Below are 26183 nucleotides of genomic sequence, written 5' to 3' on the forward strand. Positions count from 1 at the left end.
CGCTGACGGTTATACGCTATTGTGCCAGCCGCTTCATAAACCAGATATCCCGCAGACTGAAATTAAATACGGCATTTACATAGGTTTCCTTTACCAGGCCTCCGGCATTGCCGCCGCGCCTGCCGCCTTCCACTCCCAGGTAATACCGCAGCTGCCCGCCCCGGTTGGGCAGCGAAACACCCAGGCTCCCCGCTATATCATCGGTACGCAATCCTTTAATCACCAGCGGCGATTTGTTGTAGCTGAATCCCAGCTGAAAGATAGCACCCTCGTAGGCACGGTTGTAGTAATTTTTGGTCAGCGCGTATTCTATTCCTGTGGAATACCGCTCTCCGTCTGCATAAGCATAGTTCAGCCCCTTGTTATTCAGTCCGTTCCATAACTCGTGACGGTAGTCGGCCACCCAGGTAATGGTGCCATTGCTGAGCGATATGCCTGCGCCATATTGCGCGGGCAACGTAAAATAGGAAGGGTCCTGCGGTTTGCTGTAGTAGGATGTCTGATCCTGATTCACGATATCCAGCGTATTACGGATCTTCATCGTCGTCTGAAACCTGTATGTGGCGCCGATTCCCAGCTGCCAGTCTTTGGTAAGGCGCGTAGCATACTGCGCGCCTGCAGTGAAATTGGGTTTGAAGGTATAGCCGTTATGCTGGGTGGAAAGGGAATCGCTGCCCAGCGACTGTGCTGTCTTCAGCGGTCCGAATAAAAAGGCGGTGGACACCCCGGCAGAAAAATGTTTGTTCAGCTGAAATCCGTTGGAGATATATGCGCGGTTAAGCCCGCCGCTGCCGGTAGTGGTAGCAGTTACAGGGTTGCCGGTACCGGTACCGAACTGGTTGTTCAGTATTTTATAATCTATAGTGCTGAAAGGAGTAATACCTGCCCCGATGCCCCACCATTTTTTCACTTTGAATCCGGCTGCCAGCCTCGCAAAATCAATATCTCCGGCGTTTTGTGAAATGTTGGCGCCGGAATAATTTACCTGCTGCGCTTTCAGTGATATATCGAACATAAAGTTCTGCATAGGAAGGGCGCTGTAGGAGGCGGGATTCAGTTCATTGAGATAGCCGGAACTGCGCCGGCCGATACCGCTGCTTCCCAGCCCGTAATTGCGGCTGTAATCCCTGGTTTCCAGGTCGCCGATACCGTAGGCGGAGTAGACGGAGTTGATGCCATGCTGTGCCTTTGCCATAGCGGTATGCAGTAGCAGCAGTATGCAGGGAATATATAGTCTGATGCGCATAGTTCCTTTTTATTTATACAGCAGGTAGTATACCTGCACTTTTATTTTTCCTTTGGAGATGAGCTGATCATTGATGACCAGTCTGTCAAGACTGGTTCTGTAGGCGCCGCCGGGTGTAGTGAGCAGCAGCCCTCTGGTGTTCAGTATATCAGCTGTCAGCTGGCTGTTACAGTAACTGGTGATATCGAAAGTATAACCGGTACGTTCATTGTAAAGATTGTCAACGGTCAGGTTGCCGTACGAAAGCGTATCCGTCACTTCATTGGCTTTGTTAACGGCGCATACGGCCAGGTTGGGCGGCAGCTGTTTGCCGCTGGCATAGGAGCCTGCAGCGGGCGTAACGGTGAGTACCACCTTCATCATCTTAAAGAACTGCCCCAGGTTCAGCATATTTTTCAGGTAGGGAATATCAATTCGTGTAGCCACTCCCGTTACAGACTGTATGAACCCGCCGTTGCCGGTGGCGGCAGAAGGGAGTTCCTTTACAGTCGGGCTGAAACCTGCGATAGGCGTACCGCTGCGGTCGGCCGTTACCTGGTTGAACTGGAGGTCGGCCGCATTGAGTTTGAAATCCGCTGACCTGGCCACCGGAATCATTTCCTGCTGATGATAATACAGGCGCAGTACCAGGCCGGTATCCTGTGCCTGGAAGCCGGTAACAGCCTGACTACCGGGTCCGGGGGCTATTTTGAGTCCTTTGAAGAATTCGAGGAACCGGGTGATATCGGTGATATCCGGATGTTTGGTCCGCAGCATGGTAAAGAGCTGGCTGCCCAGCGCATCCGTCATACGGATACGTATAGTCTTGTCTGTATTAGGCCGGATGATGCCGCTGAAAGTGCCGGCTACCGTGCTTTCTGTGCTGAAGTTGCTGTTGTTGTACAGCGAAGAGAAATTTTTTGCGAACTGTATTTTCTGTGTAACGCGTAACACCTGCAGGTGTTGCGGAATGGTGGAATCGCCTGAGACATAGCCGTTCGGGCGCATGATGAGCAGCAGGGAATCGTATTGTGATCCGTTTACCGGAATATCCCAGGTAGCAGGCTGGCCGATCTGGAAGAAAGAGCTGACGGTATATTTCCCGAAGAGGGGATCTGCCCTGAATCCCGCTAGCAGTGTGCCGGTACCGGAAGTAGGTACGGAGTCGTAGCGGATGGTTTTCATGGTAACAGATAAGGTATCTGTAAGTATATAATCAGTCTGCTGGTTATCTACTACATTTTCATAGGTAAACCCTTGTTTCTGGCAGGAGTATAAAGTGGTCAGCAAGAGTATGCCGGACAGGATGCTGCAGCGTGGGTAGTTTCGTTGCAGTAATGTCAGTAATCGGTAAACGGTGTAGTTCATGGTGCGCAATTTTAGACAGGATCGATACTTACAGCGGGTGTAATATGCCAACGGGCAATATTCATCGATGAAATGTGAAATCGGCTCTGTGTGCCGCCAACTGCGGCATAGCGGGCCTTTGGGATCAGGAATCGCAGCTGGCAGATGAAATAACGGTATCTGTCAGATAAAAACAGGGAAGTATCTATTTCCTGTTTGCCGGAATCCTCCTGCGGATAATTTTGGCAGCAGTTAAAAGAACATGCTGATGCGTTATTTAAAAGGTTATAGTTTATTACTGGTCGCTTCTCTGATGGCCTGTTCCAAAGGCTCCAACGAACCCGATAAAATCGGTAACTGGATTTCCCGCGGACAATACGATGGCGTAGGAAGAAGTGGCGCTGCTTCATTCGTAATCAATGACAAGGCTTACGTAGGCACCGGTTATGACGGAGAAAACAGAAGGCAGGATTTCTGGGTGTACGATCCGGCGCTGAACCTGTGGAAGCAGATAGCCTTGTTTCCCGGAGCAGGCCGCAACGGAGCCGTAGGTATGGCAATGGCCGGCAAAGGATATGTAGGCACCGGCTACGATGGATTAAACAAGCTGAACGATTTCTATCAGTATGACCCTGCTGCCAATACCTGGACAAAGAAAGCCGACTTCGCCGGTACTGCGCGTTATGGCGCTGTGAGCTTCGCCTTGCAGGATAAAGGATACATCGCTACCGGCTACGATGGCAACTGGCTGAAAGATAACTGGCAATACGATCCCGCTACCAATACCTGGAACCAGGCGCAGAGCCTTAACAACGGTAAAAGAACCGACGCTGCTGTTTTCATTATCGGCAACAAGGCGTACGTATGCATGGGCATTGCCAACGGCTCTTTTGTGACGGACTTCTACGCATTCGACGGTACTACACAGACATGGTCCACGCTGCGACCCATCGATAACCTGTCTGACGAAAGCTATGATGATAACTACAACTTCAAGGGCAGCAGCGCCGCCTCCTTTGCTATGCGCGGCCTCGGCTATGTGGTATCCGGCAACAAAGGCAGCCTGTCTTCCGCCACCTGGGAATACAATCCTGGTACAGACACCTGGATACAGCGTACTGATTTTGAAGGCGCAGCCCGTACAGGGGCTACCGGCTTCACTTTGAAAGACCGCGGCTTTGTAGTGCTGGGCACCAGTTCCAGCCAGCCTTTCGATAACATGTTTGAATTTGATCCTACAGCGGCATATAACAAGAATGACTAAACGAAAATTACTGATAAGGCTTACTATCCTGCTGGCAGCGCTGTTACTGCTCATCGTCAGATGGCAGCGGAAAGCGGATTCACCGCGGGATGCGTCCCCGCAGCTGGCGGTGGAAACCTTTCCGGCTCACGACGGATGGGGATACAAGGTGCTGATTAACGGGAAGCCTTATATCTATCAGGATATTATTCCCGGTATGGCAGGCAACCGGGCATTCGTATCCAGAACGGAGGCACTGCGTGCAGGCCATGCCGTCATGGAAAAGATTGCGCAACACAAAAACCCTGCAATAACACAGGAAGACCTAAAGAAATTGCAGATCTCCGGACTGCAATAAAGTACATGATTTGTCTGTTCTGATTCTCATCCGGTTATAGTATATAGCCGGGTGAGAGTCGCTATTGGCGCATGTTTGGAGTCCTGATGCAATTTTAACAATCCCTTATACCCGGATTAACAAACTTTAACAGACGTATAACCCGATACCGTTGTAAGTTTATCGCATCAAAATCTGAGATGCTAAACGTCAAACACATTTTAAAGAACCGTCCCGTCGTAATTTCTCTTCATGTCCTTGGCTGGGCGTGTTTTCTGTTCTTCCCTTTTTTCATTTACCGGATTCAGATTTTACACAAGGGTGTTTTCTTTAAAGAACTGATTGATAATATTTTTCTCATCGCAGTATTTTATCTCAACATCTATGTATTAATTCCGCGTTTCTTCAACGGAAAAAAAATAGTGTTGTATTTCTCCAGTGTTATACTGCTGCTGGTTTTTATTACCATACAACAGGCGGCGCTGGATTATTATTTCTTCCGTAACTACCTGGCCCGTCCGGCGATGGTAGCATTACGGCTGGCGAAAAAGGACATTGAAACAGGTGTAACAAGATCGGTTGTCAATCCGTTTAACCAGCACGCCGGTTTTTATGCCAATGTGATGCCGGTACAACCTGTAACAGCCGGTACAATAGCGATACCAGCCATGCCGTTGAATGAAGTGCGGCTGACTACTTTCACGCCAGCTGAAACAATTTCTGTTCCGGCGCTGCCGCCAGGCCGTATGATGCGCTTTATGCGCACTTACGGAGACAGTCCGTCATTCTGGGAATACCTGCTTTTCCCGGATGTATTGCGGCGATCGGGCTTCTTCGCATTGCTCATGCTGTTTATGAGCGGGTTTATAAAAATTGCGGTAGAATGGTTTGAAAGCGAAAAACAACGGGAAGCCCTGCAGGTGGAAAAACTGAATGCGGAACTAAAATTTTTAAAGTCACAGATTAATCCTCACTTCCTTTTTAATTGTCTGAATACTATCTATTCATTGGCGCATAAACAATCGGTACAAACAGAACACGCTATTCTTAAACTGTCTACCATCATGCGCTATATGATTTATGAGTCCAACGAAACAATGGTGCGGCTGGACAGGGAGTTGAAATATCTGCAGGACTATATCGATATACAGCGGCTGCGGCTGCCAAAAGATATTACCGTAGATTATGCCGTGAGTGGAAATGCCGGCGGATTACAGATAGAACCCATGTTGCTGGTACCTTTTGTAGAGAATGCCTTTAAACATGGGATCAGTTATGCTGAACCATCTTTTATCCATATCAATATAGGGATTACGGAAAACATGATCCGGTTAATGGTAAAGAACAGCCTCTTCAGGGAGCGGGTAGCCGAACGGGGAGGAATAGGCTTACAGAATGTATTAAAGAGACTGGAAATGCTTTACGACCAGGAGCATGAGATAGATATCCGGGAAACGGACAACCAGTTTATTGTTGATCTTAAAATAGTTTTGAAAAGATGATCAAGTGTATTGCAGTGGATGATGAGCCACTGGCGCTGGAAATCATAGAGGACTACATCCGGAAGGTGCCCTTTCTGAATCTTGCCGGCAAATTTGAGAATGCAGCCACAGCATTGCATTTCCTCCGGGAGGAGCCTGTGGACCTGGTATTCCTCGATATCAAAATGCCCGACATCACCGGCATTCAGTTCCTCAAATCGCTGAAATATCCGCCCCTGGTGGTTTTTACAACTGCCTACGGCGAATATGCGCTGGATGGTTTCAACCTGGATGTGGTAGACTACCTGCTGAAGCCCGTTCCCTTCGAACGCTTCCTGAAAGCCGCCACCAAAGCCAGCGAAATACTGGCCGTTACCCAGCAGAAAGGCGCCCCGCTGGAAGCCGCCTGGGTGAATGATTACATCTTTATCAAAACAGAGTATAAAATCATCAAGATCAATCTTGAAGACATTCTTTTCATTGAAGCACTCAAAGACTATACGAAAATCTATACACACAACCTGCCGGTACTTACCCTGCGCAGCCTTAAATCATTTGAAACCCGCCTCCCCGCCGATAAATTTATCCGCGTGCACCGTTCCTATCTCGTTTCCCTCAACAAAATCAATTCCGTTGAGAAAAATACCGTGATGATCGCCAATCAGTCCATCCCCATCAGCGACGGCTACCGGGACCGGTTTTACGACGTGATCAACAAAAACTCTTAATATTTTTTTATTTGGTTATTTGAGATTTGGTTATTTGAAATGCAGCGAAGACATACGCGAAGATCTACACGGCATTAAAAATCCGTAAATCAAATCTCAAATAACCAAATAAAAAAATATATTGGTCTCCGCTGTATTTCAAATGACCAGATCTCAAATAAAAAAATAACCAAATTTTTTCCGAACTTCGCCTGCACCAAACCAATACATGCACCATTCATCAAAAACCACCAACATTGGAAAGAATTTATTTTGACAACGCAGCTACCACTTCCCTGGACCCAGTGGTATTAGAAGCTATGCTGCCGTATATGACGGAAAAGTTCGGAAATCCTTCTTCTATTTATTCCTATGGCAGAGAATCCAGGCTGGGTATTGAAAATGCGAGAAAATCAGTGGCTAAGAACCTGAATGCGCATCCGGGAGAAATATTCTTTACCTCCGGTGGCACTGAGAGCAGCAATACTGCTATCCATGCGGCGGTAAAAGATCTGGGTTGCAGGCATATCATTTCTTCTCCTATTGAGCACCATGCTACCCTGCATACCGTAGAGCACCTGCACCATCATGACGGAATAGCCCTGTCCTTCGTAAGGGTACTGCCTTCCGGACATATCGATATGGCGCACCTCCGCGAGCTGCTGGCAGGATCCACAGAGAAATGCCTGGTTACGCTGATGCATGCCAACAATGAAATCGGCAACCTGCTCGATATTCATGCCGTAGGTACCCTGTGTAAGGAGTTCGATGCCATCTTCCATTCCGATACCGTACAAACGGTAGGACACTATCCTTTTGACCTGCGCAATACGCCGGTACATTTCATCACCGGCGCCGGGCACAAGTTCCACGGTCCTAAAGGAGTAGGGATCCTCTATATCAACGAAAATGTAAAAATTACGCCATATATCCAGGGTGGCAGCCAGGAACGTAATATGCGTGCAGGCACCGAAAACCTGTATGGTATCATCGGTTTTGCCAAAGCGCTGGAACTGGCTACGGCACACCACGAAGAGCACAGCAAATACATCAACGACCTGCGTCAGTATATGGCTAAGCTCCTGCAGGAAAATATTCCTGGCGTAACCTTCAACGGCGACCTCCAGGGACGCAGTCTGTACACCGTACTGAATGTTTCCTTCCCTAAATCCGAGAAAAGTGAAATGATCCTGTTCAACATGGATATCAATGGTATCTGCGCCTCCGGCGGCAGCGCCTGCACTTCCGGCGCCAACGCAGGTTCCCATGTTATCAGAGCCATCAACAGCAATCCTAACCAGATAGCTGTCCGTTTCTCCTTCTCCAAAAACAACACAAAAGAAGAGATTGAGAAGGTGGTGGAGAAAGTGAAGGAACTGATTTAAGAGAATTGCGAATTACGAATTGCGAATTACGAATGTAACTCGAAGATAAAAGCAAAGACCGAAGCGATAATACTACCAAGTATCCGCTTCGGTCTTTGCTTTTATCTTCGAGTTACATTCGTAATTCGTAATTCGCAATTCGTAATTCCTGACTTACATGAATTCCTTTATGTCCTGCATAATACGCTTCGCTATGTTATCTGCGGTTGTTTCATTCTGGCTTTCTGCGTAGATACGGATAATGGGTTCCGTGTTGGAGGTACGCAGGTGTACCCAGTCTTTGTCAAATTCAATTTTCAGGCCGTCTTCTGTGTTGAGGGGCTGATTTTTGTATTTGTCTTTTATTTTTCCGAAGATGGTTTTTACGTCTACGCCTTTATCCAGTTCAATTTTATTTTTGGAGATGAAGTAGTCGGGGTAGCTGTTACGCAGGGCTTTGATGCTTTTTTTGCTGTGAGCCAGGTGGCTGAGGAACAGGCCGATGCCGATGAGGGCGTCGCGGCCGTAGTGCAGGTCCGGTACGATGATGCCGCCATTGCCTTCTCCGCCGATAACGGCGTTGGTTTCCTTCATTTTTTTCACCACATTCACTTCGCCTACGGCAGAAGGAGTGTATTGGCCGCCGTTTTTCAGTGTTACATCTTTCAGCGCCTGGGTGGAAGACATGTTGGAAACGGTATTACCGGGGCGTTTGCCCAGTACATAATCCGCTACGGCTACCAGGGTGTATTCTTCCCCGAACATGCTGCCGTCTTCGCATACGAAGCAGAGGCGGTCTACGTCCGGATCTACAGCGATACCGAGGTCGGCTTTGGATTTATTGACTTCATTGGACAGCGCAGTGAGGTTTTCGGCCAGTGGTTCGGGATTGTGGGCGAACTTACCGGTTACTTCCCCGAACAGTACCTGCACATTTTCTACGCCCAGCGCCTTGAGCAACGGTGGAACGAAGATGGCGCCGGTAGAGTTCACTGCATCAATCACGATGCTGAAGTTGCGTTCTTTAATGGCGTCAACATCTACCAGCGGGTAGTTGACTACCAGGTCGATGTGTTTCTGCAGATAGGAGTCATCCTGGGTGTAGGAACCGAGTTTGTTTACATCCGCGAAGTTGAAGTCTTCCTGCTCCGCGATTTCCAGCAGCAGTGCGCCGTCTTCGCCGGAGATGAATTCACCTTCCGCATTCAGTAATTTCAGTGCGTTCCATTCTTTAGGATTGTGGCTGGCAGTGAGGATAATACCTCCTGCAGCGTTTTCCATCTTAACAGCGATTTCTACAGTTGGCGTGGTGGATAGTCCCAGGTCTACAACGTCGATGCCCAGACCGTTAAGAGTGGATACTACCAGGTTTTTCACCATTTCGCCGGAAATCCGGCCATCGCGGCCAATTACTACTTTTCGGTTTTCGGTTTGCCGGCTAAGCCAGGTTCCGTAAGCGGCGGTAAATTTTACCACATCTACCGGGGAGAGTCCTTCGCCGGGCTTACCGCCAATGGTTCCGCGTATTCCGGATATTGATTTGATCAGTGCCACGAGATTCGATTTTTAAGGAAGGCAAATATAAAAGGAGATTTTTGGATTTTCGGATTTTTTGATTTACGAATTTTACATGGCAGGGGATACGTAACTATTTCTTAATGTGTATATATCAATGATTCGTTTATCTCCGCTGCATTCCAAATACCTGAATCAACAAATCCGTAAATCCGTAAATCCGAATTTCCCTCCCGGCCACTCACTTTTCATTATATTTGCAGCTACGCTTTTAAAAAAACAGCTATACGTTACATGCAATACTCCTGGAAGAATGTACCACGGTATATTCGTTATGTGTTTGTTCAAACGCTTTATCTCTTCCTGCTGATGGTGATGTTCAGGGCTATTTTTTATTTTTTCTTTTTTAAAACTACCATCACCGACAGCGCTGTTATTGCAAAAGCATGGTACCTGGGCCTGAAATTTGATCTGCGCCTGGCACTGATACTCATCATCCCGCTGGCGCTTACCGCCGTCATCGCCCGTAACCGCCTGTTTACGTCAAAGGCTATACGCCGGGGCGTGTTTATCTACCTGTTCCTGGTATTTACCCTGCTGACCTTATTATATATACTCGATCTGGGACATTACGATTACCTCGGCATACGCCTGGACCCTTCCATACTTCGCTTTCTGGCGAAAGGAGAACGGGCCGACAACGCCCGCATGGTATGGCAGAGTTATCCTGTGGTACGTGGTACCCTGGCTATTTTCGTATTCCTGTTCCTGTTACATCGCCTGCAACGCCGCACCTGGAACCATTTTGCGGCACAACCGGTAATCCTGCTGCGCAACTGGCCTTTTACCGGCTATGTGACGGGCCTTACCCTGCTCATCGGTGCCGGTATCTACGCTAATTTCGCCTACTTCCCGCTGCGCTGGAGCCAGGCTATGTTCACCCGCGATAACGGCGTTACCAGCCTGGGACTGAACCCTATCCTGTATTTCTTCTCCAATTTCAGCGTGAAAGGAGATACTTTCGACCTGGAAAAAACAAAACAGTATTATCCATATATCGCACAATACCTGAAGGTAGACCAGCCGGATGCAGCTCAGCTGAACTTTGTACGCAGCTTCCCCGGAGATTCTTCCAGGCCCCGCCTCAACGTGGTACTGGTGATGCTGGAATCTACCGGCGCAGCGCCCACCAGCATGTATAACAATCCCATGCAGGCAACGCCCCATATGCAGCGGCTGGCCGACAGCGGCGTGCTGTTCCGCAATTTTTATGTGCCGGCCATCAGCACTGCCAAAACAGTGTTCGGCGTCACTACCGGACTGCCGGATATAACAGCGGTAAAGACCGCCAGCCGTCATCCCAAAATGCTGGATCAGCGGATTGTCATGGATCAGTTCAAAGGATATGAAAAAATGTATCTCCTCGGCGGAAATACCAACTGGGCCAATATCCGCGCGGTATTCACCAATAATGTGGAAGGCATCCGCATCTACGAGGAAGGCATGTATAAATCGCCCAAGGCCGATGTATGGGGGATCTCGGACTATGACCTCATCACCGAAGCCAGCGGAATGTTCAAAGCTGAGAACGATCAGAAAAAGCCTTTCATCGCCTTCCTGCAGCTGGCAGACAATCACCCGCCGTATACTACTACCAGCGGCGCGGGCGACTTTAAAAAGCTGACGGAAAAAGATATTGACATGGAGAAGTTCAAAAAGTCAGGCTTCGTGTCCATCGATCAGTTCAATGCACTGCGGTATGAAGATTATAATGTGGGACACCTGATCGATATGGCCCGCAAGGATGGCTATCTTGATAACACCGTATTTGTATTTTTCGGAGATCATAACTGTATCCTGAATCCGTACACCTTTATGCCGCTGCCAGAATATCAGCTGGCCACCGGCGGGGTGCATGTAACCGCCTTCATGTATGCGCCCGGTCACCTGCAGCCGCAGGTAGTGAACACTCCGGGCAGCCTGCTGGATATTTACCCGACAGTAGCAGGTATGGTAGGAATGCCATACAAAAACTATACGCTGGGCGTAAATTTGTTTGATACTGCCTACGCAAGCAACAAATATGTATTTATGACGTACATCCGTAATCAGCAGCCGTATTATGCAGTAATAGGCGACCGTTACCTGTACGAGATAAATTTCAGTACCAATACACCTGCCTTATACGATCTGCAGGGCGACCCGCTGAAGAATGTGCAGGCACAGCAACCTGATACTGCAAAAAATCTGGATAATTTAACACGTGCCTTCTACGAAAGCACGCGATATTTGATGTTTAATAATAAAAAATAGCCGTGGATATAGATAAATGCTGGTTTAAAGATTGGTTTAATTCTCCTTATTATCATCTCCTGTATAACAACCGGGATGAAAAGGAGGCTGCTGCTTTCATTGATAAGCTGCTGGCATACCTGCAGCCCCCTGCCGGTGCGGAAATGCTGGATGTGGCATGCGGAAAGGGACGTCATGCCCGGTACCTGGCCGATAAAGGCTACGATGTAACCGGTATCGACCTGTCCATCGAAAGCATCAATATCGCCAGGAAGATGGAGAATGAACACCTGAGCTTCTTTCAGCATGATATGCGTTTACCTTTCCGGGTGAATTATTTCGATATCGTCTTCAATTTCTTCACCAGCTTCGGCTATTTTGAATCGCAGCGCGACAATGACAATGCGCTCCGTACGCTCACCAACGCACTGAAACATGGCGGCCGCCTGGTACTCGATTACCTGAACAGCAACTATGTAGCCTCCCACCTGGTATACGACGAGGTAAAGGAGAAAGATAATGTGGTGTTTGATATCCGGCGGGAGATAAAAGACAAAAAATTTCTGAAGAAGATCAGCATACTGGATAAGACGCTGATGCGCCGCGCTACTTTTGCGGAAAGTGTAAATGCCTTCACCCGTGCGGATTTTGAACAGATGTTCGCCAAACAGGGGCTGGTGATCCAGGAAGTTTTCGGCGATTATCATTTTAACAGCTATGATGAAGTGCGGTCGCCGCGGCTGATTATCATTGCAACAAAACCATAGCCATGCTTGAACGTATTTTAAAAGAAGACCTGCGGTTGTTCTTTCATATCAACGGGCAATGGCATAATGCCTTTCTGGATGTAATCCTGCCCTTTGTACGGGAACCCTATGTCTGGGCGCCGCTGTATTTGTTCCTGGGGCTGTTTGTCATTATCAATTACCGCTGGAAGGGACTTTTCTGGATCATGTTCTTTCTGCTGTGCTTCGGGCTGGCAGATCAGAGCAGCCTGTACATCAAGGAGGCGCTGGGGCGGTTGCGGCCCTGCAGGGACCCGCTGGTGTCGCACTATGCCAGGGTGCTGGTGGTACATTGCCCTATGAGCGGCAGTTTCACTTCTAATCATGCGGCCAATCATTTTGCGCTGGCTACATTTTGTTTCTTAACTTTAAAATCAGCTTTTGGCCGGTATACCTGGTTGTTTTTTGCATGGGCAGCTATTATTGCCTATGCGCAGGTATATGTAGGCGTGCATTACCCGCTGGATGTAACCGGCGGCGCACTGCTGGGCCTTTTTATCGGGTTGCTGAGCGGTAGTTTCTTTCAACGCCGCATAAGACTGGAATCCGAATTTGCGTCATGAACTGGAACTATCTGATACTTATTTTTTTGGCAACACTGGCCGGTGGAATCATTCCCATGACTATCAGGCGGGTGAATGCCAATTTTACCATCTATCTGCTGGCATTTACCGGCGCTTTCCTTTTCGGTATCACCATCATGCACCTCCTGCCGGAAGTGTATCATGAGCTGGGCCATACCGCCGGCATCTACATTGCCCTGGGCTTTTTTCTGCAGGTATTCCTGCAGCAGCTGTCCCACGGTATGGAACATGGTCACACGCACCTGCCGGGGGAACACCATCATCATATTGCGGTCACACCGCTGCTGCTGGGGCTTTCCATCCATGCGTTCATGGAAGGTATACCGCTGGGCTTCCAATACGAGGACCAGTCCGCCTTACCTTCGTTGATGCTGGGTGTGGCGGCGCATAAAATACCGGAGGCCCTGACCCTCATTACCGTAATGATGCATGCACACAAGCAGAAACCGGAATTATGGCGCATATTGCTCTTCTTTGCCGTGGTCACCCCGGTGGCTGCACTGCTGGCAGGGTGGATGGGCAGCCGCTTCAATATTGTGTCGCATTACCTGTTATATGTGGTGGCGCTGGTTATCGGGGCTTTCCTGCATATTTCCACCACTATCTTTTACGAAAGTGGCACCAAACATCATGAACTCAGCAGCCGAAAGGTGCTGGCAATAGGAGCAGGGCTCCTGCTGGCATTTCTTACCCTGATATTTGAATAATTTTTTATTTTTAGACTTTGAATCATGGAAGTCGTCATTATCCTCATCCTTATTTTAGTGAATGGCATATTTTCGATGTCGGAAATTGCCCTGGTCTCGGCCCGCAAAGTCCGGCTGGAGCACCTGGCTAATAAAGGGGATGAAAAAGCAAAAGCCGCATTAAAGCTGGCTAACAATCCGGACACCTTTCTCTCTACTGTCCAAATCGGTATTACCCTGATCGGCATCCTGACGGGTATTTACTCCGGCGAAAATATCAAAACCGATGTTATCGCCTGGCTGAATCAGTTTCCTGCCTTACAAGCATACAGCAACCTCATTGCTACTGTAATCATTGTAGTGGTTATCACCTATTTCTCCATGGTACTGGGAGAGCTGGTGCCCAAACGCATCGGCATGTCCAGGCCGGAAACCATCGCCAAAACCATGGCGAAGCCCATGTACCTCCTGTCATGGCTTACCTACCCGTTTATCCTGTTGTTAAGCGCCTCCACCAACCTCCTGGTAAAAATATTCAACCTGCAGCCGAAAGATTCGCAGGTGACGGAAGAAGAAATCAAAGCGATCATCAGCGAAGGCACCACCTCCGGCGCCATCGAGGAAACAGAACAGGAAATCATTGAACGTGTATTTCACCTGGGCGACAGGAACATCACCTCGCTCATGACCTACAGGAATGATATTACCTGGCTGGATATCAATGAAACCCCGGCAGATTACCAGCAGAAGATCCATAGCAGCCTGCATTCTGTATACCCCGTCTGCGACGGCCAGATAGACAGTATAAAAGGCGTTATCTCCATCAAGGATCTCTATGCCGTGGCCGGAAAAGGTACTCCGCTGGCACAGATTATCAAGAAGCCGCTGTTCGTACCCGAAAACAATACCGCCTACCAGGTACTTGAAAAGTTTAAGGAAACGCATATCCATGCCGCTTTTATTGTGGATGAGTATGGCACCTTCCTGGGGATGATTACCCTGAACGACATACTGGAAGCAATTGTGGGAGATATGCCAGAGACGGAGGAAAGCGACGATTACGAAATGGTACTGCGCGATGACGGCTCCTGGCTGGTAGACGCCCAGATTCCGTTCTACGATTTCCTGGCAGAATTTGATAAAGAAGACTGGATGGCGGAATTTGATCAGGATTTTGATACCTTAGCCGGATTTATATTACATCATCTCGAACATATTCCGAAAACAGGCGAGAAATTTTCCTGGAGAGGATTTGAATTCGAAATCATGGACATGGATGCGCACCGTATTGATAAAGTGCTTGTAACACCTTCTCCGGAAGTGGTTTAAGCCGAAAAACCTGGTAATAAGTATTCAGATTCAAAGATACCCCAACGCCAATAAGAGTATCGAAGAGTGCAACGACTGTCATGCCGCCTGTAATGCCAGGCCGGATAACTGGTACTAATTGCTTTTGAATAAATCCATCTTTGTACTATTTTTGAGCACTTTTTTTAATAAATAAATATTTAATTTAATATAAAATGGTTGTATTAGGAAGTAAGTCGCTGACGCTGGATCAAGTGTACAGAGTTCTTTTTGCAGGAGAAGAGCTGTCTTTGGAAGCAGCGGCATTACAGCAGGTGGAAACCAGCTTTTCGTTTCTGAAAAAATTCTCTGCGAAAAAGCTTATTTATGGTATCAACACAGGTTTTGGACCTATGGCACAATACCGGATATCCGATACTGATACCTTCCAGCTCCAGTATAACCTGATCCGCAGCCACAGCACCGGCGCAGGCAAATGCCTGTCACCACTGCACACCAAAGCGCTGATGATTGCGCGTCTGAGCAGCTTTATGCAGGCGCATTCCGGCATACACCCGGAAGTAGTGCACCTCCTGACAGATCTTATCAACAAAAACGTATATCCCTGTGTGTTTGAACACGGCGGCGTGGGCGCCAGCGGCGACCTCGTACAGCTGGCACATCTGGCGCTGGTACTGATCGGCGAAGGAGAAGTATTATATGAAGATAAAATTCAGCCTACGGCAGAAGTATTTGCACGCCTGGGGCTGAAACCTATCGGTATTCACATCCGCGAGGGCCTGGCCATCATCAACGGTACTTCCGCCATGACCGGCGTAGGGCTGGTAAACCTGATAGAAGCCAAGCAGCTGCTGGGATGGTCCGTGACGCTGTCTGCCATGATTAATGAAATCGTGGAAGCATTCGACGATCACCTGTCTGCCGAACTGAATGCCGTGAAGAGCCACACCGGCCAGAACGCGGTGGCGGCGAAAATGCGCGAAGTGCTGCAGGGCAGCAGAATGGTGCGTCACCGCCCTGAACATCTTTACAAAGAACTGGAAGAAGAAATATTCAAGGATAAAGTACAGGAATACTACTCCCTGCGCTGTGTTCCGCAGATCCTGGGACCTGTTTTTGATACGCTTGTCCACGCGGAAAAACTGGTTGTGGAAGAGCTGAACTCTGTCAGCGATAACCCGGTAGTGGATCATGAGCTGGAGAATGTGTTCCATGGCGGCAACTTCCACGGAGATTATGTTTCCCTGGAAATGGATAAGGTGAAGATTGCCATCACCCGCCTGTCTATGCTGGCAGAACGCCAGCTGAATTATCTGCTGAATGAAAAACTCAATCACAAATTCCCGCCGTTCATGAACCTCGGTAAGCTGGGTTTCAACTTCGGTATGCAGGGAGCGCAGTTTACGGCTACATCTACCGTAGCAGAAAACCAGACCCTGTCTTTCCCGATGTATGTGCACAGTATCCCGAATAATAACGACAACCAGGATATTGTGAGTATGGGCTGCAATGCCGCGATCATCACACATAAAGTGATTGAGAATGCATTTCAGGTACTGGCCATTCATATGCTGACTGTGCTGCAGGCCGTAGATTACCTGAATTGCCAGGACAGGCTGGCGGGCTTCTCCCATAAGATATACAGCGAAGTAAGGGCAATTTTCCCTAAATTTATTGAGGACAGTCCCATGTACCAGGACCTCAGGAAAATTAAGGAATACCTGATGAGTCATGAGCCGGTAAAGATGTATTAATACCGGTCAATCATCTTGCAAGAACGGAATTCGTAACCCATAATCTGGAATTCATATGAAATGTGCCTTAATCACAGGAGGTTCCCGCGGCATTGGAAGAGCGATTTGTATAAAGATGGCCGAACTGGGATACCATGTGCTGATCAACTATAAAGGCAATGAAGCAGCCGCACAGGAAACACTGGAGGCAGTAAAGGCCAAAGGCAGTACCGGCGAACTTTTACAGTTTAATGTAGGCGATGCCGCCGAAGTACAGCAGGTGCTGGGCAGCTGGGTAGAAAATAACAAAGAGCAACAGATAGAAGTACTGGTCAACAATGCCGGTATCAGGGAAGATTCCCTGATGTTCTGGATGACCGATACGCAGTGGAATAATGTGCTGAACATCAGTCTGAATGGTTTCTATCATGTTACCAAGCAGGTGTTGAACGGTATGCTGCTGAAACGTTACGGAAGAATTATCAACATGGTGTCTCTTTCCGGGATAAAGGGATTGCCGGGGCAGACCAACTACTCCGCCGCCAAGGCCGGCGTTATTGGCGCTACCAAAGCGCTGGCGCAGGAAGTGGCTAAACGGGGTGTTACCGTAAATGCCATCGCTCCCGGATTTATCAAAACTGATATGACCGCAGCGCTCAATGAAAAGGAGCTGGCAGCGCAGGTGCCGATGAACCGCTTCGGTACTGCCGAAGAGGTGGCTGATGCCGTAGCCTTCTTCGTTTCCAGGTCTGCAGGTTATATTACCGGTGAAGTGCTGAATATCAACGGAGGCCTTCACACCTGATTATACAAGCTATAACAGCTAAAAGCCGCAACACATGATGAATCGTGTAGTGATCACTGGAATGGGAATCTACTCCTGCATCGGAAAGGACATGCAGGAAGTGAGAGATTCGTTGTATAAAGGGAAATCCGGTATTGTGCTGGATCCCGAAAGAAAAGTATTCGGTTACCGTTCCGGCCTGACTGGTTACATCCAACGTCCGGAGCTGAAAGGCATGCTGGACCGCCGTGCCAGGCTGATGATGCCGGAGCAGGCCGAGTTTGCGTACATGGCCACCCGCGAGGCGTTAGCCCAGGCGGGCATGGATCAGGACTATATAGACAAAACTCCCGTAGGGCTTTTATACGGCAACGATAGTTCCGCCAGACCTGTAGTGGAAGCTACAGATATTATGCGGGAGAAGAAAGATACCATGCTGGTAGGCTCCGGATCTGTGTTTCAGACCATGAACTCTACCGTGAATATGAACCTGGCCACCATTTTCAAGCTGCGCGGCGTGAATTTCACCGTAAGTGCCGCCTGCGCCAGTGGTTCCCATGCCATCGGGCTGGGATACATGTTTATCCGCAATGGTATGCAGGACGCCGTTATATGTGGCGGCGCGCAGGAAGTGAATATCTATGCGATGGGTAACTTTGATGCTATCGCCGCTTTTTCCGTGAGAGAAGGTGATCCGGAAAGGGCTTCCCGTCCGTTTGACCGCGACCGCGATGGCCTGGTGCCCAGTGGCGGCGCTGCCACCGTGATCCTGGAAAGCCTGGAATCAGCTCAGCGCAGAGGCGCTACCATCCTGGGGGAGGTGCTGGGTTACGGCTTCTCTTCCAACGGCGGCCATATCTCCAACCCTACCGTAGAGGGACCGGTGCGCTCTCTGCAGATCGCCCTGCAGGACGCAGGCCTGAGTGCAGCCGATATCCAGTATATCAATGCGCACGCCACCTCCACGCCAGCCGGCGACGCCAGCGAAGCCCGTGCCATCAACGAAGTGTTCGGAAGCTCCCGGCCCTATGTCAGCTCCACCAAATCCATGACCGGCCATGAATGCTGGATGGCCGGCGCCAGTGAAATCGTTTACTCCATGCTCATGATGCAGCACGATTTTATTGCGCCGAATATCAACCTGGAGAATCCGGACGACGATGCCGCCAAACTGAATATTGCGACCAAAACGATTGATAAAAAATTTAATATATTCTTATCCAACTCTTTCGGATTTGGAGGAACCAATTCTTCCCTGATTGTAAAAAAGTGGGAGTAAACCAGCGATACCGGCGATAGTGAACAGACAACTGAGAAAATGCGTAGTTATACGCTGCCCGGCAAATGCGTAAATTCACAAATCGTTTAAATCCGTAAATATTTTAACTTTGGAACTGAAATCAGGATCGGTTAGAATATGACTGTAATCGCAACTTATTGTAAAACGACCTATATCTGATTATACTTTTTATGGACATTAAGGAAATTATAACTGTTACGAACAAATTTCTGGTGGAGGAGTTTGAAGCAAACCCTGAAGAGATCACACCGGAAGCAAACCTGAAATCCACGCTTGATCTGGATAGTCTGGATTACATTGACATGGTGGTAGTAATTGAAGATAACTTCGGATTTAAGGTAAAACCGGAAGATTTTCAGGCTATTGTTACCTTCCAGGACTTTTACGATTATGTAACTGCTCGTGTTCAGCAAAAAGAACTTGTATAATGCCTTCCTGGGAAGGAAAGTCTAAGGGAAATAAGCTCGGATACGGCATTTTCATTTTTATTCTCCGCTATGGAGGCGTTTATCCGGCTTATTTTCTGTTGAGATTTGTGGCCTGCTATTATTTTATTTTCTCCTGGAGTTCTTCCAGACCGATCTATCAATATTTTCATACAAGAATAGGTTATGGCAGATGGCGCTCGTTAGTCAATCTGTACCGCAACTATTATATTTTTGGCCAGACGCTGATAGACAAGATTGTGGTGATGGCGGATATGGCCAATAAATTCACTTTCGATTTTGACGGTGAGCATCATCTCCGGGAGATGGTAAGCGGCGGGCGCGGAGGGATACTCCTCAGCGCGCACCTGGGGAACTGGGAAGTAGCCGGGCACCTGTTCAAGCGGCTGCAGACACGCATTAATATTGTCATGTTCGATGGAGAACATCAGCGTATCAAGGAGTATCTGGCCGCTGTTACGGGCGACAGAAATGTGAATATCATCGTGATTAAAGATGATCTGTCACATATCTATGCCATCAACGAAGCCCTGAGCAACAGGGAGCTGGTGTGTATGCATGCCGACCGCTTTCTGCCCGGAAATAAAACGGTAACAGCGCCCCTGCTGGGCCTTGATGCCCGCTTTCCGATGGGCCCTTTCCTGCTGGCGGCTACTTTCAGGGTGCCTGTATGCGTAGTTTTTGCGTTTAAGGAATCAGCCACGCACTACCATTTTTACGCCACAGAACCCCGTCAGTACCACGGAAGACGCAATCAGGGTGTGGAAACCGCTTTACACGACTTTGTGTCCCTTCTGGAAGAAAAGATTCACCGGTACCCGGCCCAATGGTTCAATTATTACGATTTTTGGGAATAATCCGTGTTTTTACTGTGAATAATGTCGTATAATTCGGTTTATTTCGTATTTAATTCTTAATCATAACTTGTGACGATGTTTATTCATTCAGATGATATTACTGCGTATATACCACAACGTACCCCGATCGTTATGATCAGCGGCATACTGGAAGTGGATGGGCCTCTTACCCGCACCGGGCTTCATATTGCGCCGGATAACATCTTCGTGGAAAATGGCGTGCTGACCCCTCCGGGACTCATGGAAAACATAGCACAGACCGCCGCCGCCCGTATCGGCTATATTGCCCGGCAGGAAAATACGCCGGTACCACTGGGTTTCATCGGTGCAGTAAAAGACCTGGAAATATTTGAACTGCCGCCGGCAGGTCAGATGATAGAAACCACCACCGTCATCGGCAGCGAAGTTTTCAACGCCACCATGGTCACCGGTAAGGTCATGTATGAGGGCAGAGTGATGGCACAATGTGAAATGAAAATATTCATCAATCCCCTAACATAAATTTGTTATGCACACCAGAAAATTTTTAACGCTGACAGTAATCGCCTGCAGCTTGTTTCTCACCAACGCCAGGGCGCAGAAACTGAAAAATTTCCTCGACAATTCCGATTCTTCCTTTACCTGGCTGGGTGTGGATTTCACACAGGCGCGCCTCATCGGCGATGCCGGCGCTAATACCGCTGATGCGGTAGACCGCCACTTCGCAGGTATCAATCAGGTGGTTGTCAACGAACCTAAAAAATATGATGTTCCGGGCAACCTGCATCATGAAAAAGTTACCTATGATATCAGCCTCGTCAACAAACGCAACGCCGCTATCAACAAGGATAACATTAAAACTGACAACGTATCTGACGGCAGCCGCCTCAAACCGGAAGATATCAGCACACTCGTGAAAGGCTTCGACTTTGGCGGTAAAAGCGGTATCGGCGCCCTCGTGGTAATGGAAGGCCTCAATAAAACAGCCAACGAAGCTTCCATGTACATCACCCTGATAGATATGGACCGCCGCCGTGTACTGCTCACCGAGCGCTACACCGGTAAAGCCAAAGGCTTCGGCTTCCGTAACTACTGGGCCTACTCCGTATACAAAGCCCTGGAAGACTTCGACGATGACTACAAAAAACTGAAGGAAAAATACGCTGACGCCAAAGATCCGGTAGAAGAAACACCAAAGAAAGAAGGCAAAACAGCTATTGCACAGGATGGAGCTAAAGCGGCAAAGAAGCCAAAGAAGAAAAGCTAATCAGGTGAAATTTTATTATTTTATTATTTGAGATGTAAAATGCAGCAAAGATAATAGCGGAATATCTGCAACAACCTTTGCTGCATTTTACATCTCAAATAATAAAATAATAAAATTTTCAAATAAAGAATATGGTATTAACCGAATGCACCGAATTTCCGGTGAAGTTTAATGAAGCAGATTCGCTGGGCATAGTATGGCACGGCCACTATGTACGGTATTTTGAAGACGGAAGAGAGGCTTTCGGAGAGAAATACGGGTTGCGTTACCTGGATATTGCCGGACACGGATATACGGTGCCGGTGGTTAATATACAGTGTGATTACAAGCGTCCACTGCGTTACGGCGACCGTGTAAAGGTAGCAACTACCTTCGTGGATGACCTGGCTGCAAAAATCAAGTTTGAATACCTGCTTACCAATGCCGGCACGGGAGAAGTAATTGCGAAAGGATCTTCGATCCAGGTTTTCCTTGACAGGGAAACTTCTACGCTGCAACTGACTACGCCGGCTTTCTTCAGTGAATGGAAAAGAAAATATCTTAACAACTTGTAGTCAAACGCAGACCGACTTATGGTATTTGTAGTAGCTGATAATATTGTGGGACCGCTGGGCAATACTACCCGGGAGAATTTCGGGCAGGTGCTGAAAGGCAGCAGTGGTATCGGATTGCATGATGATGCTGCATTCGGATCATCGCCTTTTTACGGGGCTATGATGTCTGATGCACAGCTGCAGACCGCCATTGCCGGTCATAACATCCATGACTACACGAAATTTGAACAGCTGATCATCGCATCCGTTTCGGAAGCGCTGCAGCATACATCCATCCACCTGTCTGACCCCCGCACCGGCTTTCTCCTCTCCACCACCAAAGGAAACATTGCTTTGCTGGAGCAGGCGCCGGAAGGCAGCAGGCCCCCGTTGCAGGAGCTGGAGTTATCCGCTGCTGCCAGAAAGATAGCCGCGTATTTTAACGCCGTCAATACCCCCATTGTCATCAGCAGCGCCTGCATATCAGGTCTGGTAGCCATTCTTACCGGTCAGCGCCTGATTGCTGCCGGGAAGTATGACCATGTGGTGGTAGCCGGCGCCGATGTGCTGACACGTTTTGTATTATCAGGATTTCAATCGTTTCAGGCTGTAAGCCCTGTACCCTGTAAGCCTTTTGATGCCGGCCGCACCGGCGTCAGCCTGGGGGAATGCGCCGCCACAGTAGTCCTCACCAAGGACCCGGCAGGCGCTTCTTTTGTATTGGGAGCAGGCGCTGTCAGCAACGACGCCAATCATATTTCCGGCCCGTCCCGCACCGGCATTGAGCTGGCAACAGCCATGCAGCAAGCCATGCAGGGCAGCGGCCTCACGCCATCGGATATAGGTTTTGTATCCTCTCACGGCACGGCCACCCTCTATAATGATGAAATGGAAGCTAAAGCACTGCACCACGCAGGCCTCGCCGACGTACCCATGAACAGCCTCAAAGGCTTCTACGGACACACGCTGGGCGCTGCCGGCCTGGTAGAAACCATCATCAGCATGCAGGCGGCCAGCGCCGGCGTAATACTACCCACCAAAGGCTTCGAAACCCCCGGTGTCAGTATGCCAGTCAACATCAGCAACACCCTGCGCCACCAGCCCTCCAGGCATTTCCTGAAAACCGTATCAGGATTTGGAGGCTGTAACGCAGCTATGATACTAAGCAAACTATGAATTACGAATTACGAATTGCGAATTACGAATGTAGCATTCGTAATTCGCAATTCGTAATTCGTAATTAAATCCCCCCAAACGGGGCATTCCAAATAGAGAAAATCATTTATTCGTGTTTAATAAAGAAACTAAAACAGCATTACAGGCCAAGGAAGCCGCATTATGGCTGGCTTTTGCTCCGGTAGCCTTTCAGGCCACCAGGGCGCTGCGTGATATGGGTATTTTGACTGCAGTAAGCGAAAGCGGATCGGCAGGTATTACCATAGAAGAGGTGATGGAGAAAACCAACATGAACCGCTATGCAGTAAGAGTATTGCTGGAAGCTGGTTTGGGGATGGAGCTGGTAATCGTAAATGATAAAAAGTATACCCTCACCAAAACCGGTTATTTCATTCTGCACGATCAGCTGACCCGCATCAACATGGACTTTACACAGGATATCTGTTATAAAGGCATGTATCATCTGCAGGACAGCCTCAAGGAAGGTAAACCCGAAGGATTGAAGGAACTGGGCCCCTGGGATACAATCTATCCCGGACTGTCACTACTGCCGCCGGCTGTAGGTAAAAGCTGGTTCGACTTCGACCACTATTATTCTGATCTCGCTACTCCCGGCGCGTTGGATATTGTTTTCGAAAACAACCCCAAACGTTTGCTGGATATAGGCGGTAACACCGGAAAGTGGGCGCTGGCCTGCACTGCCAAAGACCCGGAAGTGGAAGTAACCATCTTCGATATTCCCGGTCAGGCAAATATTGCACAACAGAAAATGAAAGAGGCGGGCGTTGAAAACAGGGTGCACTTCCATATCGCCAACATCCTGCATGAGGAAATCCCTTTCCCTACAGGTTTTGACGCTATCTGGATGAGCCAGTTCCTGGACTGCTTCTCGGAAGCAGAAATAGTTTCCATCCTCTCCCGTTGCCGCGAAGCATTGAACGACAATGGTACCATCTACATCCTGGAACCTTTCTGGAACCGCCAGCAGTTCAAGTCTGCCGCCTTCTGCCTGCAGCAGACATCCCTGTATTTTACCGCCATGGCAAACGGCAACAGCCAGATGTACCATACCGACGATTTCTTCCAGTGCATCGATAACGCCGCACTGGTGGTAACAGAAGAGAATAACAAGATGGGACTGAATTATACGCTTTTAAAAGTCAAAAAGAAATAAAACCTATTTAAGATGTGGTTATTTGGTTATTTGAGATTTGATTATTTGAAATGCAGCGAAGACAGCAGCGGATACACAAGCTAAATATTCCGCTACTGTCTTCGCTGCATTTCAAATAATCAAATCTCAAATAACCAAATAACCACATCTTAAATAATTAATTCCCCTAAAAATTTTTCCGTATGAAAACTGAACAAGTTGATGTGTTAGTCATTGGTGCGGGACCTGCCGGAACAGTTGCGGCTTCTATTATTCATCAGGCGGGCTACAAGGTGAAAATTGTAGAGAAGATGAAGTTTCCCCGTTTTGTTATCGGGGAAAGTCTCCTGCCACGTAGTATGGATGCGCTGGAAGAGGCAGGGTTTATTGATGCTATCAAAGCCAAAGGCTTTCAACAGAAGTACGGAGCCAAGTTCGTAAAAGGTGATGCACTGTGTGATTTCACCTTTCAGGAACAGTATACCCCCGGATGGACATGGACCTGGCAGGTGACCCGGGCAGACTTCGATAAAACGCTGGCCGATGCCGTAGAAGCAATGGGCGTACCGGTTTCCTATGAAACAACGGTAACGGATATACGCTTTAATGGCAGCGATTCTGTCACAACTATTGAAGATACCGCCGGTAATAAATCTACGATCGAAGCCCGCTTTATTGTAGACGGCAGCGGCTATGGCCGCGTTATTCCACGCCTCTTCAACCTGGAAAAAAATTCTAACCTGCAACCGCGCAAAGCCCTGTTTGCACATACCGTAGACGAACGCCGCTCTATGGCAGACGAGCCTAACCGCATTACCGCAGTAGTACATAAAAAAGGCGTCTGGATCTGGATCATTCCATTCTCCACCGGCGTTACCTCTGTGGGCTTCGTGGGTGATCCCGAATTTTTTGACGCCTATCCCGGTACGGATGAAGAAAAATACCGCGCCCTGCTGGAAGCAGAACCCTATACCAGGGAGCGTTTCCGCGATGTGGAACTGGTATTTGAACCCCGTATCCTGCAGTCATGGTCCGCTACCACCGATAAATTCTATGGCGACGGATTTGTGCTGACAGGTAACGTAACAGAATTTTTGGACCCTATTTTCTCTTCTGGCGTAACTTTGGCCTGCGTTTCCAGCCAGACAGCCGCAAAGCTCGTTATCCGGAAACTGCGCGGAGAAGACGTAGACTGGGAAAAAGAATATATGGAGCCTACCATGCAGGGCGTGAATACCTTCCGCTCTTATGTAATGGCCTGGTATGAAGGGACCCTGGATACCATCTTCTTCAAAAAAGATGCGGATCCGGTGATCAAAGGCCAGATCTGCTCCGTACTCGCCGGTTACGTATGGGATATGTCAAACCCGTTCGTGAAAAACCACGATACTGCGCTGAAAAGACTGGCCAGAACGATAGAATTAACAGAAAAATTAAAAAGCAGTTCAGAGATTGAATAGCGCGGAAGCATATATTACAGGCAGTTGTATCATACGCCACAACAGCATTTACCTGAACGGAGAACTGCGCTGGAAAGCGGAAGGGACACCGGAATTGCAGGAATGGCTGCGGGCAGCTTACGACCGGTTTTCCGGACAGTATCCCAAATTTCATAAAATGGATGCTCTCGGTAAGCTGGGATGGCTGGCAGCAGAAATATTACTGCAGGATAATCCGGTGAAAACATTGCCGCCGGAAGCGGTGGGCATGGTACTCGCCAACAGAAGCTCCAGCCTGGATACTGATTTCCGCTACTATGCCACTGTAAAGGATATCCCCAGCCCGGCGCTGTTTGTATATACGCTTCCCAACATTGTAATGGGAGAAATATGCATCCGGCACGGTTTTAAAGGAGAGAATACTTTTTTTGTGACAGATGCCTTTGATGTGGAGCTGATGAGCGCCTATCCTGCGCAGCTGCTGACAACCACGCCTTTACAGGCTTGCCTGACGGGCTGGGTAGAAGTGCTGGACAATCAGTATGAAGTGGCCCTGTTCCTCACAGAATGGACACCTGCAGGCCCGGCACTGCCGCTCACAGCGGCGAACCTGGCTGCATTGTATGACAAGAACAAATAATT

Annotated in this window: 25 protein-coding genes; 22 read left to right on the plus strand and 3 right to left on the minus strand. The window is 48.6% G+C overall.

Annotated elements, in window-relative coordinates:
• Positions 1-16: 16 nt before the first annotated feature.
• Positions 17-1246 (minus strand): BamG family beta-barrel-assembly machinery protein, encoded by a 1230-nt coding sequence (bamG, locus tag GWG06_RS12860; protein WP_160713664.1) that lies wholly within the window; start codon positions 1244-1246, stop codon positions 17-19.
• A 9-nt stretch (positions 1247-1255) separates the two neighbouring features.
• Positions 1256-2593 carry a DUF4270 family protein gene (locus GWG06_RS12865; RefSeq protein WP_160713666.1) on the minus strand — a complete coding sequence of 446 codons (1338 nt, stop codon included), beginning with the start codon at positions 2591-2593 and terminating at the stop codon, positions 1256-1258.
• 247 nt (positions 2594-2840) lie between these two features.
• On the opposite strand from GWG06_RS12865, the gene GWG06_RS12870 reads away from it, so the two are divergent.
• The 5 genes from GWG06_RS12870 (at position 2841) to GWG06_RS12890 (ending at position 7725) form a co-directional block, all read left to right on the plus strand.
• Entirely contained in the window at positions 2841-3836 is a 996-nt protein-coding gene (locus GWG06_RS12870) for a Kelch repeat-containing protein (protein ID WP_202183009.1), read from the plus strand.
• Positions 3829-4173 (plus strand): DUF4907 domain-containing protein, encoded by a 345-nt coding sequence (locus tag GWG06_RS12875; protein ID WP_127043207.1) that lies wholly within the window; start codon positions 3829-3831, stop codon positions 4171-4173. The genes GWG06_RS12870 and GWG06_RS12875 overlap by 8 nt, the downstream gene beginning before the upstream one ends.
• 401 nt (positions 4174-4574) lie before the next feature.
• The gene (locus GWG06_RS12880) at positions 4575-5654 is read left to right on the plus strand and encodes a sensor histidine kinase (protein ID WP_160713676.1); all 1080 of its coding nucleotides are present in this window, start codon (positions 4575-4577) and stop codon (positions 5652-5654) included.
• Positions 5651-6361, plus strand: coding sequence for a LytR/AlgR family response regulator transcription factor (locus GWG06_RS12885; protein ID WP_127043203.1), 711 nt, complete (start codon positions 5651-5653; stop codon positions 6359-6361). Before GWG06_RS12880 ends, GWG06_RS12885 begins: the two co-directional genes overlap by 4 nt.
• 236 nt (positions 6362-6597) lie before the next feature.
• Entirely contained in the window at positions 6598-7725 is a 1128-nt protein-coding gene (locus GWG06_RS12890; protein WP_127043201.1) for a cysteine desulfurase family protein, read from the plus strand.
• Between the two features lie 153 nt (positions 7726-7878).
• Here the strand turns inward: GWG06_RS12890 and glmM are convergent, their stop codons facing one another.
• Positions 7879-9258, minus strand: coding sequence for a phosphoglucosamine mutase (gene glmM, locus GWG06_RS12895; protein ID WP_127043199.1), 1380 nt, complete (start codon positions 9256-9258; stop codon positions 7879-7881).
• Positions 9259-9513: 255 nt separating this feature from the next.
• On the opposite strand from glmM, the gene GWG06_RS12900 reads away from it, so the two are divergent.
• From GWG06_RS12900 to GWG06_RS12980, 17 genes are all read left to right on the plus strand, one after another.
• On the plus strand, positions 9514-11532 hold the full coding sequence (locus GWG06_RS12900) for an LTA synthase family protein (RefSeq protein ID WP_160713678.1): 2019 nt from the start codon (positions 9514-9516) through the stop codon (positions 11530-11532).
• Between the two features lie 2 nt (positions 11533-11534).
• Complete coding sequence (locus GWG06_RS12905; RefSeq protein WP_235938309.1) at positions 11535-12278, plus strand: class I SAM-dependent methyltransferase; 744 nt, start codon at positions 11535-11537, stop codon at positions 12276-12278.
• 2 nt (positions 12279-12280) lie between these two features.
• Entirely contained in the window at positions 12281-12859 is a 579-nt protein-coding gene (locus tag GWG06_RS12910) for a phosphatase PAP2 family protein (protein ID WP_127043792.1), read from the plus strand.
• Positions 12856-13587, plus strand: a complete 732-nt coding sequence (locus GWG06_RS12915; RefSeq protein ID WP_127043791.1) for a ZIP family metal transporter — start codon at positions 12856-12858, stop codon at positions 13585-13587. Before GWG06_RS12910 ends, GWG06_RS12915 begins: the two co-directional genes overlap by 4 nt.
• 24 nt (positions 13588-13611) lie before the next feature.
• Positions 13612-14895: a hemolysin family protein gene (locus tag GWG06_RS12920; protein ID WP_160713680.1), complete on the plus strand. Its 1284-nt coding sequence runs from the start codon at positions 13612-13614 to the stop codon at positions 14893-14895.
• A 194-nt stretch (positions 14896-15089) separates the two neighbouring features.
• Complete coding sequence (flxA, locus tag GWG06_RS12925; protein ID WP_127043789.1) at positions 15090-16628, plus strand: flexirubin biosynthesis tyrosine ammonia-lyase FlxA; 1539 nt, start codon at positions 15090-15092, stop codon at positions 16626-16628.
• 55 nt (positions 16629-16683) lie between these two features.
• Complete coding sequence (gene flxB, locus GWG06_RS12930; protein ID WP_127043788.1) at positions 16684-17412, plus strand: flexirubin biosynthesis SDR family reductase FlxB; 729 nt, start codon at positions 16684-16686, stop codon at positions 17410-17412.
• A 34-nt stretch (positions 17413-17446) separates the two neighbouring features.
• Entirely contained in the window at positions 17447-18670 is a 1224-nt protein-coding gene (locus GWG06_RS12935) for a beta-ketoacyl-[acyl-carrier-protein] synthase family protein (protein WP_127043787.1), read from the plus strand.
• A gap of 191 nt (positions 18671-18861) precedes the next feature.
• Positions 18862-19119, plus strand: a complete 258-nt coding sequence (locus GWG06_RS12940) for an acyl carrier protein (protein ID WP_127043786.1) — start codon at positions 18862-18864, stop codon at positions 19117-19119.
• Entirely contained in the window at positions 19119-19994 is an 876-nt protein-coding gene (locus tag GWG06_RS12945; RefSeq protein WP_160713682.1) for an LpxL/LpxP family acyltransferase, read from the plus strand. Before GWG06_RS12940 ends, GWG06_RS12945 begins: the two co-directional genes overlap by 1 nt.
• A gap of 75 nt (positions 19995-20069) precedes the next feature.
• Positions 20070-20495, plus strand: coding sequence for a hotdog family protein (locus GWG06_RS12950; RefSeq protein WP_127043784.1), 426 nt, complete (start codon positions 20070-20072; stop codon positions 20493-20495).
• Positions 20496-20502: 7 nt separating this feature from the next.
• Entirely contained in the window at positions 20503-21240 is a 738-nt protein-coding gene (locus GWG06_RS12955; RefSeq protein WP_127043783.1) for a hypothetical protein, read from the plus strand.
• A 131-nt stretch (positions 21241-21371) separates the two neighbouring features.
• Positions 21372-21794 carry an acyl-CoA thioesterase gene (locus GWG06_RS12960; RefSeq protein WP_160713684.1) on the plus strand — a complete coding sequence of 141 codons (423 nt, stop codon included), beginning with the start codon at positions 21372-21374 and terminating at the stop codon, positions 21792-21794.
• A gap of 18 nt (positions 21795-21812) precedes the next feature.
• Entirely contained in the window at positions 21813-22949 is a 1137-nt protein-coding gene (locus tag GWG06_RS12965; protein WP_160713686.1) for a beta-ketoacyl-[acyl-carrier-protein] synthase family protein, read from the plus strand.
• A gap of 112 nt (positions 22950-23061) precedes the next feature.
• Entirely contained in the window at positions 23062-24123 is a 1062-nt protein-coding gene (locus GWG06_RS12970) for a class I SAM-dependent methyltransferase (RefSeq protein WP_235938311.1), read from the plus strand.
• A gap of 182 nt (positions 24124-24305) precedes the next feature.
• Entirely contained in the window at positions 24306-25562 is a 1257-nt protein-coding gene (locus GWG06_RS12975) for an NAD(P)/FAD-dependent oxidoreductase (protein ID WP_127043614.1), read from the plus strand.
• Positions 25555-26181, plus strand: a complete 627-nt coding sequence (locus GWG06_RS12980) for a hypothetical protein (protein WP_160713688.1) — start codon at positions 25555-25557, stop codon at positions 26179-26181. Before GWG06_RS12975 ends, GWG06_RS12980 begins: the two co-directional genes overlap by 8 nt.
• Positions 26182-26183 lie beyond the last annotated feature (2 nt).

It is taken from the genome of Chitinophaga solisilvae, from assembly GCF_009928525.1.
GTDB classification, from domain to species: domain Bacteria; phylum Bacteroidota; class Bacteroidia; order Chitinophagales; family Chitinophagaceae; genus Chitinophaga; species Chitinophaga solisilvae.

Excerpts from the sequence above, each read along its gene's own strand:
- GWG06_RS12955 (WP_127043783.1), top strand. The coding sequence starts at position 20,503 with ATGCACACCAGAAAATTTTTAACGCTGACAGTAATCGCCTGCAGCTTG.
- bamG (WP_160713664.1), bottom strand. The coding sequence starts at position 1,246 with ATGCGCATCAGACTATATATTCCCTGCATACTGCTGCTACTGCATACC.
- GWG06_RS12960 (WP_160713684.1), top strand. The coding sequence starts at position 21,372 with ATGGTATTAACCGAATGCACCGAATTTCCGGTGAAGTTTAATGAAGCA.
- GWG06_RS12910 (WP_127043792.1), top strand. The coding sequence starts at position 12,281 with ATGCTTGAACGTATTTTAAAAGAAGACCTGCGGTTGTTCTTTCATATC.
- GWG06_RS12870 (WP_202183009.1), top strand. The coding sequence starts at position 2,841 with ATGCGTTATTTAAAAGGTTATAGTTTATTACTGGTCGCTTCTCTGATG.
- GWG06_RS12900 (WP_160713678.1), top strand. The coding sequence starts at position 9,514 with ATGCAATACTCCTGGAAGAATGTACCACGGTATATTCGTTATGTGTTT.
- GWG06_RS12940 (WP_127043786.1), top strand. The coding sequence starts at position 18,862 with ATGGACATTAAGGAAATTATAACTGTTACGAACAAATTTCTGGTGGAG.
- GWG06_RS12885 (WP_127043203.1), top strand. The coding sequence starts at position 5,651 with ATGATCAAGTGTATTGCAGTGGATGATGAGCCACTGGCGCTGGAAATC.
- GWG06_RS12875 (WP_127043207.1), top strand. The coding sequence starts at position 3,829 with ATGACTAAACGAAAATTACTGATAAGGCTTACTATCCTGCTGGCAGCG.
- GWG06_RS12920 (WP_160713680.1), top strand. The coding sequence starts at position 13,612 with ATGGAAGTCGTCATTATCCTCATCCTTATTTTAGTGAATGGCATATTT.
- flxB (WP_127043788.1), top strand. The coding sequence starts at position 16,684 with ATGAAATGTGCCTTAATCACAGGAGGTTCCCGCGGCATTGGAAGAGCG.
- GWG06_RS12945 (WP_160713682.1), top strand. The coding sequence starts at position 19,119 with ATGCCTTCCTGGGAAGGAAAGTCTAAGGGAAATAAGCTCGGATACGGC.
- GWG06_RS12975 (WP_127043614.1), top strand. The coding sequence starts at position 24,306 with ATGAAAACTGAACAAGTTGATGTGTTAGTCATTGGTGCGGGACCTGCC.
- GWG06_RS12935 (WP_127043787.1), top strand. The coding sequence starts at position 17,447 with ATGATGAATCGTGTAGTGATCACTGGAATGGGAATCTACTCCTGCATC.
- GWG06_RS12865 (WP_160713666.1), bottom strand. The coding sequence starts at position 2,593 with ATGAACTACACCGTTTACCGATTACTGACATTACTGCAACGAAACTAC.
- GWG06_RS12950 (WP_127043784.1), top strand. The coding sequence starts at position 20,070 with ATGTTTATTCATTCAGATGATATTACTGCGTATATACCACAACGTACC.
- flxA (WP_127043789.1), top strand. The coding sequence starts at position 15,090 with ATGGTTGTATTAGGAAGTAAGTCGCTGACGCTGGATCAAGTGTACAGA.
- GWG06_RS12965 (WP_160713686.1), top strand. The coding sequence starts at position 21,813 with ATGGTATTTGTAGTAGCTGATAATATTGTGGGACCGCTGGGCAATACT.
- GWG06_RS12915 (WP_127043791.1), top strand. The coding sequence starts at position 12,856 with ATGAACTGGAACTATCTGATACTTATTTTTTTGGCAACACTGGCCGGT.